The following is a 14652-nucleotide window of genomic DNA, read 5'->3' as shown; positions in this document are numbered from 1 at the left end:
GGTGAGCGTGGATTTCCAAGTCTGGCCGGAGGCCATCGAGCTCGGGCGCCTCTTCGCCGAGCAGGGTTTTGAACTGGCGTTGGTAGGGGGTCCTGTACGCGATCTGCTCCTGCACCGGCCCTCCCACGACCTGGACTTCTGCACCTCGGCCCGGCCCGAGCAGTTCGAGCCCATCCTGCGCCATTGGGGGTCGGGCTTCTGGGACATGGGGCGCAAATTCGGCACCCTTGGCGCGTTGCGGCGGCGTCCTGACGGTACCGAGGTCAAGGTGGAGGTGACCACCTACCGGAAAGACACCTACGATCCCGATTCCCGCAAGCCCGAGGTGGACTACGGGGACAGTCTTGAGGGCGACCTTTCCCGGCGCGACTTCACCGTCAATGCCATGGCCCTGCGGGTGCCCGACTTGGTCTTCGTGGACCCCTACCGGGGGGCCAACGACCTGGCCAAGCAGGTGCTGCGGACTCCAGTGGATCCCCGCCAGTCCTTCGACGACGACCCCCTGCGGATGATGCGGGCCGTGCGGTTCGTGGCCCAGCTGGGATTCACTATCGCCCCGGAGACCGCAGAGGCCATCACCCGCATGACCGATCGAATCAGCATCGTCTCGGCCGAGCGGATTCGCGACGAGCTGACCAAGCTCATGCTGGCTGACCACCCCGTCCAGGGCATCGAGGCCCTGGTGCAGTCCGGCCTGGCTGACATCGTTTTGCCCGAGGTGCCGGCTCTGCAGCTGGAGATAGACGAGCATCACCGGCACAAGGACGTTTTCGAGCACACCCTTATGGTGGTGGACCGGGCCATCGCCCTGGAGACCGGACCTGACGGACCTGTGCCCGCCCCGGACCTGACCCTGCGCCTGGCCGCCCTGCTGCACGACATCGGCAAGCCCGCCACCAGACGCTTTGAGCCCGGCGGCAAGGTCAGCTTCCATCATCACGATGTGGTTGGAGCCCGGTTGGCCCGCAAGCGCCTCAAGGCCCTGCGCTTCGACCACCACCTGATCGCCGACGTCTGCGATCTGATTTCCATGCACCTGCGTTTCCACGGCTATGTGGACGAGCGGTGGACCGATGCGGCTGTCCGCCGTTATGCCCGCGAGACCGGTCCGCTTTATGAGCGGCTCAATCGTCTGACTCGTGCCGATGCGACCACCCGCAACAAGCGAAAGGCTCAGGTTTTCTCTTCCGCCATGGACGAGCTGGAGGACAGGGTGGCTCAACTGCGTCAGCAGGAGGATCTGAATGCCATCCGGCCTGACCTGGACGGACGACAGATCATGCAGATTCTGGGCCTCGAACCCGGGCCGCAGGTGGGACGCGCCTATCGGCACATGCTGGACTATCGCCTGGATCAGGGCCCGGTCGACCAGCAGACAGCCGAGCAGGAGCTGAAGGACTGGTGGCAAAGAGAGGGCGCCGACCAAGCCTGACCCTAAGTCACACCTTTCCAGGCCCCCTTGGTCAGGAGACTGCGGATGTTGTGGTGACGTGATGTTGAATCCGGCAGTACGCCGGACCGGCGGCGTCAGGCCTTGGGAGCCTTGGGCAGGTTCTTCATGGAGGAGGGGTCGGTCTGGCAGCCCTTGATGGCTTCGATCTTGCGGCCTACGACGGAGTTGCTGTCCTCGTCGTCCAGATCAGTAAAGGTGGCCCCTATGACCACGTCGATCAGATCGTCGTTGCGATCGTCCATGATCAGAACCGCATCGTTGAATTGGGACCCCACTGTGTAGCCACGGTCAATGGCCGAAGCCCCGAAACGTACCTCGGTGCGGGCTGTCTCGGTCTTGCCCGGATAGTCCGCCACATCCTGCATGTTGAATCCCCGATTACGCAGGGCCGAGGCCAAGGCAGTGGCCAGACCGGACTTATTGGTTCCGTTGAGCACCCGCACGCGGATATCGGGGTGGTTGACCAGCTTGGCATTCGCAGGCGGGCAGGGCACGGCGACGCCATAGTTGGGTTTGGCGATGCTGGCGTGTTTGGCGGTATGCCCGATGGACCCGAAGATGATCAGTCCGCAGATGATCAGGATGGCAACCAGGGCGCTGACGACTATGGTGAAGACCATTTTCTGGCGCCGTCGCACGAACTGCCTGCGGGCCTCGCGTTCGTCGAGTGGTTCGGGATTCGTCATGTTGCCTACTCTACTGTTCATGGGTGACTCGCAGTGGGACCATCCTGGGCAGGACTGGCGAGTCAGCCTCGATGATCCTGTCCACTGCATTCTGCTCCCGCCAGAGCCTTATCAGTGCGATTGCCTGCTCGGGTCGAGGGGTCATGACCACCACCGAGGGGCCCGACCCAGAGACGAAGGCCGGTCCGATGCCTGCCCGCCGGGCAAGGTCCAGGGCCTTGCGCGAGCGCGGGTGCAGGGTGCAGGCGGTCTCCTGCAGGTCGTTCAGGTCGTGGGGATCGGGTCCGATCAGGTCGAAGGCCTTGTAGACCTGGGCGGTGCTCAGCTGGTCATCGTAGGCCCCGATAAGGAGGTGCCCGGTCAGCCCAGCTCGGGATAGCCGCTGGGCCTGTGGGCCATCCGGATCCAGGGGTTCCAGAATCTGGCCGAAACCTGTCCCTCTGCTGAGCCCTCCATGCAGGCAGAAGGGCAGGTCCGCGCCCAGACCGGCAGCGATGCGATCCAGCTTGGCGGCAGGCATCCCTAGATTCCAGAGCCGGTTCAGGCCCAGCATGGTTCCGGCGGCATCCGCGGATCCGCCGGCCAGACCGGCACCCACAGGTATCCGCTTGACGATGTGGATGGACACATCAGGCTGATGTCCGGCGGCCTGGGCCATGGCCAGGAGGGCCTTGACGGCCAGGTTGGCGCGTGGATCGGCATCCCGGCGGTTCAGGTCGCCCAGGTGCTCGCCCTCCAGGGTCAAGCGGAAGCCACTGCCAGGTTCTCTCCGCCGCAGTTCCACCCGATCCCAGATTCCCACGGCGCTGTAAATGGTGTCCAGGCGGTGTTGACCTCCAAGGTCGGCTCGGGTCGGGCCGACGCGGAGTCTCAGATTGATCTTGGCGGGACAGTAGAGAGCAATGCCATCCCTTCCGGCTGCCGGGCTCACTCGGTCACCTCGCGGCGGGCTTGCTCCAGGGCGACGAACTCCTCGATGGTCATGGTTTCCCCCCGACGTGCAGGGTCAATGCCTGCAGCCTGGAAGGTTTCGGCGTTCACCAGACCCTTCAGGGCGGCATGTAGGGTCTTGCGGCGCTGTCCGAAGGCGGCATCAATCAGGGAGAAGACCTCGGTTCTCGTCCCTTCATCCTCGCGTCCGGGTCCATCCTTGTCCCGGGTGAAGGAGACCAGGGCCGAGTCCACGTTGGGGGCTGGCCAGAAGACATGGCGCCCGATTCTGCCAGCCTGGGCGGCATGGCCGTACCAGGCCAGCTTCAGACTGGGAGCCCCGTAGACCTTGGAGCCCGGGGCGGCCGTCAGCCGGTCCGCCACCTCCTTCTGGACCATGACCAGGAACCGGCTCAGATTGGCGAATCGGGCCAGGAGGGTCAGAATGATCGGAGTGGCTACATTGTAGGGCAGGTTGGCCACCATGACCAGGTCGGTGGCCGCGCCCGCGTCGCCTGCCAGCTGAGGGGTCAGGGTCAGGGCATCCCGGTTGATCACGGTCAGCCGTTCCAGGCTCTCCGGCATGCGCTCGCGGACGGTCTGCGGCAGCTGCTGGGCCAGGACGGGATCGATCTCGTCGGCGGTCACCAGGCAGCCCGCCTCCAACAAACCGAGAGTCAGGGATCCCAGACCAGGACCTACCTCCAGAACGGTCTGTCCAGATTCCACCCCGGCCAGACGGACGATTCTGCGGACAGTCCCTGGATCGATGACGAAATTCTGTCCCAGTCGCTTGGTGGGGTGGATGCCGATCTGGTCGGCGATGCGCCGGATGTCGGCGGCGCCCAGAAGGCTATTGCTCTCGGTTTTACTGTTCATGTCGGTTCGTTGTGCGGCGAGTGTGGTAAGGGGTCAGTACCAATGTGGGTGGCGTTCGTTCCAGAGGCGCCAGGCCGTGCTGGGATCCCCATATGATTTGCTGATGTAGTCGAGTCCCCAGTCAATCTGGACTGCGGCATCATCGCGCCAGTTGTCGCCAAATTTTGCCATCTTAGAGCCTGGCAGAGATTGGGGGATCCCGTAGGCGTCGGAGTTGGGATTTTTCTTATACCACCACCATTTCGATTCCTTGTCCCAGAGTTTTACCAGATCTGCAAACTGCGAACCTGTCCATCCGCGTTGGGCGGCAGCACCACCGGCATAGGCCTGGGCTACATCAGGTTGTGCGTGCCAAAGACCGCTAGGAGATGGGCTCGGCGCTGGCGACGGGGCTGGTTTGTTCTCGGGCTGAGTTGGAGCCGGTGTGCTTGGTTGTTTCGGCTTGGTTGTCTGCGGAGGCTTGGTCTGTGTTGGCGTAGGGGCCGGTGTCGTTGCCGACTGCGAATCCTTGCTGGGCGAGGGGCTCGGAGATGGCGTCTTCTGGGCCTGTTGGGAATCCTTGTCTGTGTCCTTGGACTGCTGCCCGCTGTTCTGTTCCTCCCTCGGCTTGTCGGGACCGACGGCCACCACCTGATCCACTGGCATGGCTACGGTCTCTTCCTTGATCACCTGCTCCGATTCGGCCTGTCCGTCCACGTAGGTGACCTGGATGGTCTGCAGTCGTTGACCGGCTACGCCCGCCTGACGTATCTGGGTCTGACCGGGCGCCAGGCTCGAATCGACCACGGTCCTCGTGGCGAAGGGTATGGGGATTGTTTTTTGAGTGTTTCCGTGGGTGACCCGTTGGACCCGCAGCACGGTGGTGCCCTGGTCATGCTCCACGCTGACCCGGTCCTCCTTGCCCAGCACGATGCCCTTGGAGTCCAGTATGGATGCGGCTGGGAGCTTGCCGTCAGGGGCCACCGAGGTCTTCCCGTCAGCTATGACAGTGACCGGCCCTGCCTGGTTGATGACCAGACCGCCGGTCAGCTGGTTATAGACGTTGCCCACATCCACGGTGACCTTCATGGCCTGCTTGCGGTTTTCCTCGAAGAATCCCAGCAGTTGGTCCATGCTGGTGGCTGTGGTCCAGAAGGGCACCCGCTGGCCCTGGATGACGATGGTGGTCTGATAGGCGGAGCGCACAGTGACCGCCGCATGGTTGCGCAGCTGGCCTCCGGAGGTGGAATCGACCAGGTCGTGGGTCTTGACCTTGATTCCCTGCTCGCGCAGCAGACCGTCCACGCTATAGGCATAGGTGGTCACCATTTTGGTCTGCCCGTTGACACTCAATGCCACGCTTTTGCGCGCGGAAATGAAGAAAGTCAGGACCATGGCCAGAACGACCAGGAGGGCGCAAGAGACCACGCGAATCCTTCTGAGCACGACGAAACGCCGCGGTGTCCAGCGTCTGGCCATGTGCTCGCCTCCCCGTTCCTGCCTTGTCTGTACCCGGCAATTCTAGCGGTGAGGGCATGGACTGAGGCCGCACAATCCGCAAGGTCGGGCAAACATCCACATTTGTCGCAGGCGGATGGGAATAAAAAAGCCGACTTAACCGTCATCGGTCAGTCGGCTTTTCAAGACCCGGGCCCTGGGCCGGCGGATCAACGTCAAGAGGACGGGAATGAAGGGGAATGATCCCGTCCTCGAATACGAACGGAGATGGTTGGGGAAAAGCTCCGTTCGTACTTCGGAGAACGAGCCTCCGAAATGACTTACTCGAGGGAAGTATTTGTAATTATCCAGGTAATGTCCATTATTATAGCCTGCCCGGAGACAAAGCCGAATAGTCGAATTTAATGGTTCGTTCCTGGCGTAGAGCCTCCTGTCAGAGTCGAACTGACGACCTGCCGCTTACAAGGCGGCTGCTCTGGCCAACTGAGCTAAGGAGGCGGTCCCGGTGGTCCATTACAACATTCCGGGCCGCGGTACGGAATGATATCGTACCATCACCGTCCCCCCAAGGGGACGCTGGACGCGAAATTTCTCTCGACCTGCCCGGGTCAGTTCAGTGAGCGCGGTTGGCCGGAGGCGCCGATGGCCGGCATGGCGCCCTTGACGCCTACCTTGGACTGGTCCAGGCCCAGAGCCTTGAGCAGGCCCGAACTGTAGTCCAAGCCCGCCCGGGACAGGTTGCCCAGCTCCCAGTAATTGCCATTGATGCGGACCGTGGGCGTGGTCATCTGTCCCTTGTTGGACCCGGAGGGATTCCAGAGCTCCTTGCGCAGAGGGGTGTAGGTGTCCATGGCCTTGATCCAGTCCCGGTAGTGGCCCTTGACCGCCTGCTCGGCCACCTTGGGATCAACCCCGGCCTTGATGGCCTGCTGACGGATCTTGTCATTGCTGATGGGGTGGTAGTCGGATTCGTCCGGTTGGAAGTCCTTGGCGTAGAGGTTGGCGATGAAGGGCAGCAGGTGGTCGGGGTCGTGCTGGGCCACATAGATGGCGGCCGTGCCCGTCCTGCTCGAGTAATTGTCGGTGGAGAGCCGGTCCATGAAGCTCATGGGGTAGATGACCAGGTTGATCTGCCCGGCATCCACCAGACCGGTCAGGGTTGAGTCCAGTCCGCGATGCAGGGCGCCGCAGCCTGGGCACATGAAGTCCATGTAGATCTCCACGGTCGGAGCCTTGGCCACCGGCTTGTTGAGCCCCTGGGAGCTGATCAGGAAGCCACCCTGGTCATTGGCGGCCGAAGGCTTTTCCTTGACCTTTGCGACGGCCTGACGGGCCTGCTCCAGGTCCTGGGTCTTGACCGGGCGATGGCTGCGCCAGTAGAGGAATCCGCCCAGAGCGATCAGAGCGATGAGCACCACGGTGACGAAGACGCCGATCATGGTCTGCTGGCGGCGCTCCTTGGCCTCCTGGAGCCGCCGTGCCTCTTCCTGGGCCTTGAGCGCGGCCTTGCGGTTCTGCTTGCCCTTGGACATGACCTGGATCCTTTCCTTGGCGTACTGAGCATAGTGTAGCCGCCAGGGGTGGAGCACGACCTTAGGCACGCAGGAGGTGGATGGGGGCCCAATCCATGGAGGGCTGGGCAATCAACCCGGCCAGGAGGACGGCCACAATCAGCAGCCAGATCAGGAGCAGAATCCACCTGCGGCGGGGGCTGTCCTGCGCATCGGGATCTTGACGGCCCATGGGGATTCGGCCCGCCGCCAGACGCAGGACCACGTTGCCGCTGTTGGCCTTGGGGGCTGAACGGTCCTGCGTAGGCAGGGTAGTCAACAACCAACCGACCAGCGTCGCCAGGGCCATGGCCAGTCCGCCTGCGGACAGGGGTCGGGCAGCTGGCAGGGGAAAGGTCAGCAGGTGATCGCCCAGGGTCAGGCCTGCGCGAACGGTGGTGAAGGCGCCCGCCCAGGTCAGTGGCAGAGCAACCAAGGCTTGGACGAGGATCATGCCCGGCAGGCGGAGTAGGGCGGCCGCCAGGCCCTTGAGCAGGTGCCAGGGGAGGGCGGCTGCGTTCAACAGACGGTCGGTGCTCCGTCGAGGGCCTTCGCGGCGCAACTCCCGTTCGATCTGGGCTTTTATGCTCCATCCTGCGGTGCTCAGGGCCCAGAGAAGGATTCCGGCAGCGGCCAGAGCCGAGACCGGGGCAAGGGCTGTCAGTAGGGCGGGAAGGATTCCCAACATGACCAGGCAGGGGGTTCCGGCTTTCAAGTAGCGCAGGCGCCGCAACTGGGCGGGGGGCTGGTCTCCCAGCCAGTGGTCGTTCGCCTCGTCGCGGTATCCGCTGGGCGGGGGCTGTGCCGGCGGCAACGGATCCTGAACGGTGGTGGCCTGAAGATCTTGGCGATCTGCTAAGGGTTGCTGGTCCTGCCAGGTCTGCGTCTGCTCCTGCTGCTCCTGGGTTGCGGGAAGGGGATTCAAGAATCTGGTGGGCTGCTCCGAGTCGGGCAGGAGGGTCGTCTGCTCATCGGTTCTGTTGTCTGTCGGAGGTTGTGACCAGGCCGTCCGCGGACTGTCTGGATCAGCCTGGGTAATAGGCGGCATGGGCATGGTGGCCGGCTCAACGACCATGGTGGGGGAGTCGGCCTGCCCCTCAGCCTCCGAAGAGCCGCCGCCAAAAGGGCGCATCGTCTCCTGACTGCCCTTGTCGTCTTGTTCTCCTTGCCAGGCCTGCGGATCCATGGCGTCCCGACCAATGGCCTCCAGGAGTTCCTGGGGGGTGCAACGTGCGCTTCGGTCGGGGGAGAGGGCCGAGCGCAGGGCTCTCATGGTGCCCATGGGCAGTCCGGACAGGTCGGCATTGCCCGAGGCCTCCCGCTCCAGGACCGCCATCATGGGTTTGTCGCCGAAAACCGCTCGTCCGGTGGCTGCATAGGCCAGAACAGCTGCCGTGCTCCACCAGTCGGTTTCCTGGTCGGCCTCGGCTCCGTCGATGATCTCCGGGGCGATGAAACCGGGGGTTCCCATGACCAGTCCTGTCCGGGTCACGTGGCTCTGCCCCTGGCCCATGGCGATGCCAAAGTCCACCAGCACCGGCCCCGAGACCGAGATCATGACATTGGTGGGCTTGATGTCTCGGTGGACGATGCCCGCCTGGTGGACGGCTGCGACGGCATCGGTCAGTTTGCGTGCCAGCCGCTCCAGGTCGTCGCCACGATAGGGACCGTTGACAGCCACGTCGTCGCGAAGGTTGCGCCCCTCAATTAATTCGGTCACGATGAAGGCCAGGGCATCATCAAGTTCCATATCCACGATCCTGCAGACACCTGGATGGCGAATCCGTTGCAGGGCAAGAGCCTCGCGTCGCAGGCGCTCGCGGGCCGAGGCGCGCTCCTGAACATCGGGGCTGTCTGACGAGACCTGGTCCTCCTCCAGGGATTCACGCAGGATTTTCATGGCGTAGTCCTGGCCACCGCCATCCCGTGCGCGCCAGACGGACCCCATGGCACCGCCGCCCAGGGGCTCAATCAGGGTGTAGCCCCCGACCAGCCGTCCCGGCCTCAGGTCCAAACCCTCAAGATCGCTCATATCTCCATTGTGCCCCGACTGGTTGAAAAGCACCTGATTGCGGTTCCTGCTGTTTCGCCGCGTCCGAGATTGCCGCAAATGGCTAGACAGTCGACGGCATAATCCGTAAACATGCGCTGATACAATATTCTCGGCTGGGCAATATGCAAAACAACAGAAAGAAGGGGCTTCATGGAAGCTTCGCGCTTTGAAAAGGGATCCGAGGCCTTGGCAGCTATTGACGGCAAGGGAGGCCAGGCTGTCATCGACTCCCTTCAGGACATAGCGCCGGACCTGGGTCGCTGGATTGTCGAATTCGCCTTTGGCGACATATACACCCGGAAAGGACTCGATCTTCAGCAGCGCGAGTTGGTTACCATAGGCAGCCTGGTGACGCAGGGTGACACTGCTCCGCAGCTGACTGTTCACATCCAGGGAGCCCTGAATGTGGGGCTGAGCAAGCAGGCCGTGGTCGAAGCCATACTTCAATGTGCTCCCTACGTGGGATTCCCCAGGGTCATCAACGCGATTAACGTGGCCAGGACGGTCTTCGAGCGCGATTCTGAAGATTCCGACAAGCCCAAGGATTGAGTCTCGGTTAGGGTTCGCACGTCGAATTCAGACCCTGGTGTATAGTGGGCAATGGCTCAAGGGAGAGTTTCTCTTAACCACAAAATAGAAAACCGTCGCATGGCCATGCCGATGTCGGTGTTGACCCCGGGACGGAACCACAGTGAAAATCAACCCTTCACTACGGATCGTTCGGCACGTACCTGCCGATGAAAGGATGAACAATGGCAGAAGTGGTATTCGACCACGTCACTCGTATCTACCCGGGCAACGATGAGCCCTCGGTCAGTGACCTCAGTCTGGACATCAAAGACGGTGAATTCCTTGTTCTGGTAGGGCCTTCCGGTTGCGGAAAGTCCACCACCCTGCGCATGTTGGCCGGCCTGGAGGAGGTCAACAAGGGTCGCATCATGATTGGTGACAAGGACGTGACGACCATGCAGCCCAAGGACCGCGACATCGCCATGGTATTCCAGAATTACGCTCTTTACCCCCACATGACAGTGGCCGACAACATGGGCTTCGCCCTGAAGATTGCCGGTACCCCCAAGGATCAGATTCGCCAGCGGGTGGAAAAGGCCGCCGAGGTGCTGGATCTGACCGAGTACCTGGACCGCAAGCCCAAGGCTCTGTCCGGTGGTCAGCGTCAGCGTGTGGCCATGGGCCGCGCTATTGTGCGTCAGCCCAAGGTCTTCCTGATGGATGAGCCTCTGTCCAACCTGGACGCCAAGCTGCGTGTCCAGACCCGTACACAGATTGCCGCCCTGCAGCGTCAGCTGAACGTCACCACCCTGTACGTGACCCACGATCAGACCGAGGCTCTGACCATGGGCGACAGGATCGCCGTCATCAAGCTGGGTGTCCTGCAGCAGGTGGGTGCGCCCACCGAGCTTTACGATCGGCCCGAGAACGTGTTCGTGGCCGGCTTCATCGGCTCGCCCTCCATGAACATCAACATTCACCCCGTGGTCAACGGCCAGGCCAAGATTGGCGAGGACACCATCAGCCTGCCGCGCGAGGCCGTCGACAAGCTGACCCCCGAGGACCAGGGCAAGATCGTCGTGGGCTTCCGTCCCGAGAACGCCGGTCTGGCCAGTCCCTCCGATCCGGACGCCTTCTCCCTGAAGGTGGCCAACGTGGAGGATCTGGGCTCCGATGGCTACATCTATGGCAACATTCTGACCGACAACAGCGTGGCCGAGCGGGCCATCGTCATGTCCGACCAGAACAAGCTGACCACCATCCGTGTCAACCCGCGCGACCTGCCCAAGGTGGGTGACGTGGTCAAGATCCACATCGATCCTGAAAAGATGCACCTGTTCTCCCCGGCCAGTGAGCTGCGGCTGAACTGAGTATTCCTGTGACCCTGTGGTCCGGCCACGGTTTCCCGCCGAGCCGCAGGGCCCGTATCGATCATTGATATCATCTCCTTTCCTTGTTGACCGGGTGACCAGGAGCCCCGCGCGGCGCATCCGTGCGGGGCTCTTCCCGTATAGGATGGGCGGCGATGGGATGGATGAAGCATGACTAGCGTGAACATCAACCGGGCGACGGCCTCCTCTCTGGACCCTCGCGCCATGAAAGCCACCTCGATAAAGACCACAGCCGACCCCTCTTCCGAGCAGGAGCCGGCTGCCCTGCACATCACGGCCACCAGCTCCAACCCCAGGATGTTTACCCTGCCTTGGGAGCGGCCGCTGGCCACCTGGCCTCGCGATCTGCTGGCCAACCTGCCCAGGGGCATCTCCCGGCACGTGGTGCGCTTCGTCCACGTGGGCGACGATGTCTATGCCATGAAGGAGATCACCCAGCGGGTGGCCGAGCGTGAGTACGAGCTCCTGCGCAAGCTGCAAAAGCTGGAGCTGCCCACGGTCAATCCCATCGCCGTGGTCACTGGTCGGCACACCCGCGAGGGCGAGCCTCTTGAGGCCATGCTGGTCACCCAGCACCTGAAGTTCTCACTGCCCTACCGTGCCCTCTTCGCCCGTAATCTGCGTCCGGATACGGCCGAACGTCTGATCGATGCCCTGGCGGTCCTTCTGGTGCGGCTCCATCTGGCTGGCTTCTACTGGGGAGATGTCTCCCTGTCCAACGTGCTCTTCCTGCGAGATGCCGATGCCTTCTCGGCCTTCCTGGTCGATGCCGAGACCGGCGATCTGCACCCCAGCCTGACTGATGGCCAGCGCGAGTACGACATCGATTTGGCCAGAACCAACATCATCGGTGAGCTCATGGATCTGGATTCCGGCAACCTGCTGGCTGGCGAGGTGGACGAGGTCGGCGTGGGCAACCGGCTGGTGGATCGCTATCACTCCCTCTGGAGTGCTCTGACGGACGTGGACAGCTTCGATCCGGATGAGATGTGGAAGATTGAGCGCCGCGTCAACCGCCTCAACGATCTTGGATTCGACGTGGATGAGCTGGAGATGAAGACCGAGGAGGACGGCAACCGGGTGCTGGTGCGCCCCAGGGTTGTTGATGCCGGCTACGCCTCCCGCAAGCTGCTGCGGCTGACAGGTCTGGATGTGCAGGAGAACCAGGCCCGGCGGCTGCTCAACGATCTGGATGCCTACCGGGCATCCACCTGGCGGCAGGGCGAGGACCTGGAGATTGTGGCCACCGACTGGATGCGCGAGGTCTTCGAGCCTACCGTGCGCATGATTCCGCCGGAATACCGCTCGCAGATTGAACCGGCCCAGTTCTTCCATGAGGTACTGACCCACCGTTGGCTGATGGCCGAGAAGGCAGGTCACGATGTGCCCATGGCCGAGGCCGTGCAGAGCTATATCAGCGAGTCCTTGCCTGAATATCGGTTGGACTCCGAGGACATGAAGACCATCAACGAAGAGGCCGATGCCGGTGTGGTTGATGACGAAATGAACTGGCAAGGCGCCCATGCCCAGGCCGGTCGGGGTGAGCAAGTCAGCAGTGATCGGACCGACAAGGACGCAAATGGCCATGATGGGGTGGCTGACCAAGCCAATGCTGAAGGCCAGACCAGAGCGGGCACCCAGACGGATCGTGACCGGGCTAGCGAAGAGGTGCAGTCACAGCCAGCCTTTGAGGATGCGAATGGAGGCCGAAGCTCGTTAAGATCGGTCTACGCCCCTGGCAGCCTGGATGCGGCTGCCGACCAGGACGACCAGGATGACGCGGTCTGGGCCTCCAGCTGACTGATTGGTTCGTGCGGCAAGGGTCTGCCTGCATGCTGGATGCTGCAGGCAGACCCTTGCCGTTTGGCTTGCCTGTCTTCAGATTACCGGTATCTGACTGGTGGGCTATTTGGCCTGGCTGGCGGACCGTCGGCGTGCCATGGCTACGGCGTAGAGGCTGATGCCGGCCGCCACCGAGGCGTTCAGGGATTCCACCGAGCTGGAGATGGGGATGGAGGCCAGGGCATCGCAGTTCTCGCGGACCAGGCGGCTCAGCCCCTTGCCTTCGGAGCCCAGGACCACCACCAGCGGATCGGTCTCGAAGCCTGTTTCGCCTACTGTGGTGGTGCCTGCGCCGTCCAGGCCAACCGCGTAGTAACCGCGTTCCTTGAGCCCTTGGATGGCCTTGGTCAGATTGACCACGCGGGCCACGGGCAGATGGGCGGCGGCTCCGGCGGAGACCTTCCAGGCTGCGGCTGTGACCGAGGCGCTGCGTCGCTCGGGCAGAATTACACCAGAGGCCCCGAAGGCCGCTGCTGAACGGATCACTGCCCCCAGATTCTGCGGGTCGGTGACCCCATCCAGGGCGATGAACAGCGGACGGGCGGCAACCTTGGTCGCTTGGCCGGCTCCTTCCAGAGCGGCCGCGTGCTTCTCGGCCCTATCGACCAGGCTCTGCAGGGAGGCGTACTGGTAGGGCTGCACCTTGAGGACCACGCCCTGGTGGTTGCTGGACCGGGCGATGCGGTTCATCTCCAGGCGGTCGGCTTCCAGCAGGTTGAGTCCCTCCTGTCCTGCCAGCCTTATGATTTCCCTGGTCCTGTCGTCGTGCTCCATCCGGGCGGCCAGATAGAGCTGGCTGGCCGGGACTCCTACGCGCAGGGCTTCCAGGACTGCATTACGGCCGATGACCAGGTCGTCGGAATCAGAGGTGAATCGGTCGGCCCGGCGGCGGGCTGCCAGACGTGGATCGGCCGCCTGCCTGCGCTGGGCCGCCTGCCGGGCCTTATAGGCCTTGTGGTAGACGCGATCCTCAGCCTTGGGGGTAGGCCCCCGGCCGCGCAGTTTGTTGCGGTGCTTACCGCCCGAACCCTTGGTCGGGCCTTTCTTGTTAGCCATGTCTTCAGTGTAAAGGCAGGCGGGAACCGGTCAGATGTCCGTCGAACTCAATGCCTGCAGGGCGAAGACACACTGTAACCAGGCCGTGTGAGTCATCCCAGAGCGGCTACTTGGTCAGGATCCGGGAACTCCATCCACTCGACCGGGGACTGTCCCTTCGATGCAGGGGTGACGGCGATGTGGGCCATGGATGTCCGGCCCGAGGCCCCATGCCAGTGTCTGACGCCTGCTGGGCAAAAGACCACGTCGCCGGGTTCCAGTCTGCGCGGCTGATGGCCCTCCTCCTGCTCCCACCCCTGCCCGGCGGTGACGATCAGGAGCTGGCCATGCGGGTGGGTGTGCCAACGGTTGACGCACCCGGGTGCGAAGGTCACATTGCTGGCCGAGCATTCCGCGTCCGGATCGGTCAGGCGATGCAGCCAGACATGACCGGTGAAGTTGGGGCCGTCAGCCGAATCTCCCAAGGGGTAGGGCCCTGAATCCGGCTCGGTCCCGGCTTTGGATGGGGTTGCAGCACTGTCCCGGCTCTCACCGTAGACCTCTTTGGCCAGGCCGAAGGCTGACCATGCCTTGGGCCAGCCTGCGTAGAAGGCCAGGTGGGTGATCAGCGCCACCATTTCGGTGCGGGTGACGCCATTGCCCTTGGCCATGGCCATGTGGCTCTTCAACTGGGGGAAGAGTCCCATGCTCATCAGACCGGCGCAGGTGATCATGCTGCGGTCCCGAGCCGAAAGTTCGTCCTCGCGGGACCAGACCTGGCCGAAGAGCACGTCGTCGTTCAGGTGGGCGAATTGTGGTGCGAACCGACCGAGCTGGTCGTGGCCCGCCGTTTGTTTGATTGCCATGGGTTAGTCTCCTTGCCATC

12 protein-coding genes and 1 tRNA gene are annotated in these 14652 nt (G+C 63.0%); 4 read left to right on the top strand and 9 right to left on the bottom strand.

Going from position 1 to position 14652, the window contains the following annotated elements:
• The first annotated feature begins 7 nt into the window (after positions 1-7).
• Positions 8-1432, top strand: coding sequence for a CCA tRNA nucleotidyltransferase (locus tag ACNAOV_RS08990; RefSeq protein WP_416517428.1), 1425 nt, complete (start codon positions 8-10; stop codon positions 1430-1432).
• Positions 1433-1527: 95 nt separating this feature from the next.
• Here ACNAOV_RS08990 and ACNAOV_RS08985 read toward each other — a convergent pair whose 3' ends face one another.
• The 7 genes from ACNAOV_RS08985 to ACNAOV_RS08955 form a co-directional block, all read right to left on the bottom strand.
• The gene (locus ACNAOV_RS08985) at positions 1528-2139 is read right to left on the bottom strand and encodes a LytR C-terminal domain-containing protein (protein WP_416517427.1); all 612 of its coding nucleotides are present in this window, start codon (positions 2137-2139) and stop codon (positions 1528-1530) included.
• 10 nt (positions 2140-2149) lie between these two features.
• A complete protein-coding gene (locus ACNAOV_RS08980; protein ID WP_416517426.1) occupies positions 2150-3070 on the bottom strand; it encodes a 4-(cytidine 5'-diphospho)-2-C-methyl-D-erythritol kinase in 921 nt (306 codons plus the stop codon).
• The gene (gene rsmA / locus ACNAOV_RS08975; RefSeq protein WP_416517425.1) at positions 3067-3948 is read right to left on the bottom strand and encodes a 16S rRNA (adenine(1518)-N(6)/adenine(1519)-N(6))-dimethyltransferase RsmA; all 882 of its coding nucleotides are present in this window, start codon (positions 3946-3948) and stop codon (positions 3067-3069) included. The genes ACNAOV_RS08980 and rsmA overlap by 4 nt, the downstream gene beginning before the upstream one ends.
• A 33-nt stretch (positions 3949-3981) precedes the next feature.
• The gene (locus ACNAOV_RS08970) at positions 3982-5406 is read right to left on the bottom strand and encodes a G5 domain-containing protein (protein WP_416517424.1); all 1425 of its coding nucleotides are present in this window, start codon (positions 5404-5406) and stop codon (positions 3982-3984) included.
• Positions 5407-5809: 403 nt separating this feature from the next.
• Positions 5810-5883: transfer RNA gene (locus ACNAOV_RS08965), tRNA-Thr, on the bottom strand.
• Between the two features lie 110 nt (positions 5884-5993).
• A complete protein-coding gene (locus tag ACNAOV_RS08960) occupies positions 5994-6917 on the bottom strand; it encodes a DsbA family protein (RefSeq protein ID WP_416517423.1) in 924 nt (307 codons plus the stop codon).
• 61 nt (positions 6918-6978) lie between these two features.
• Complete coding sequence (locus ACNAOV_RS08955; RefSeq protein ID WP_416517422.1) at positions 6979-8967, bottom strand: serine/threonine-protein kinase; 1989 nt, start codon at positions 8965-8967, stop codon at positions 6979-6981.
• Between the two features lie 171 nt (positions 8968-9138).
• On the opposite strand from ACNAOV_RS08955, the gene ACNAOV_RS08950 reads away from it, so the two are divergent.
• From ACNAOV_RS08950 to ACNAOV_RS08940, 3 genes are all read left to right on the top strand, one after another.
• A complete protein-coding gene (locus ACNAOV_RS08950) occupies positions 9139-9537 on the top strand; it encodes a carboxymuconolactone decarboxylase family protein (protein ID WP_416517421.1) in 399 nt (132 codons plus the stop codon).
• A 203-nt stretch (positions 9538-9740) separates the two neighbouring features.
• Entirely contained in the window at positions 9741-10868 is a 1128-nt protein-coding gene (locus tag ACNAOV_RS08945; protein ID WP_416517420.1) for an ABC transporter ATP-binding protein, read from the top strand.
• A gap of 171 nt (positions 10869-11039) precedes the next feature.
• Positions 11040-12689, top strand: a complete 1650-nt coding sequence (locus tag ACNAOV_RS08940; RefSeq protein ID WP_416517419.1) for a DUF4032 domain-containing protein — start codon at positions 11040-11042, stop codon at positions 12687-12689.
• A gap of 105 nt (positions 12690-12794) precedes the next feature.
• Here the strand turns inward: ACNAOV_RS08940 and rlmB are convergent, their stop codons facing one another.
• Both rlmB and ACNAOV_RS08930 read right to left on the bottom strand, forming a co-directional pair.
• Complete coding sequence (gene rlmB, locus ACNAOV_RS08935) at positions 12795-13787, bottom strand: 23S rRNA (guanosine(2251)-2'-O)-methyltransferase RlmB (protein ID WP_416517418.1); 993 nt, start codon at positions 13785-13787, stop codon at positions 12795-12797.
• 92 nt (positions 13788-13879) lie between these two features.
• Complete coding sequence (locus ACNAOV_RS08930; protein ID WP_416517417.1) at positions 13880-14632, bottom strand: carboxymuconolactone decarboxylase family protein; 753 nt, start codon at positions 14630-14632, stop codon at positions 13880-13882.
• Between the last annotated feature and the right edge of the window lie 20 nt (positions 14633-14652).

The sequence above is a fragment of the Bifidobacterium asteroides genome, from assembly GCF_048001765.1.
Taxonomy (GTDB): Bacteria; Actinomycetota; Actinomycetes; order Actinomycetales; family Bifidobacteriaceae; genus Bombiscardovia; species Bombiscardovia asteroides_K.
This window is presented reverse-complemented; position numbering and strand designations above follow the sequence as displayed.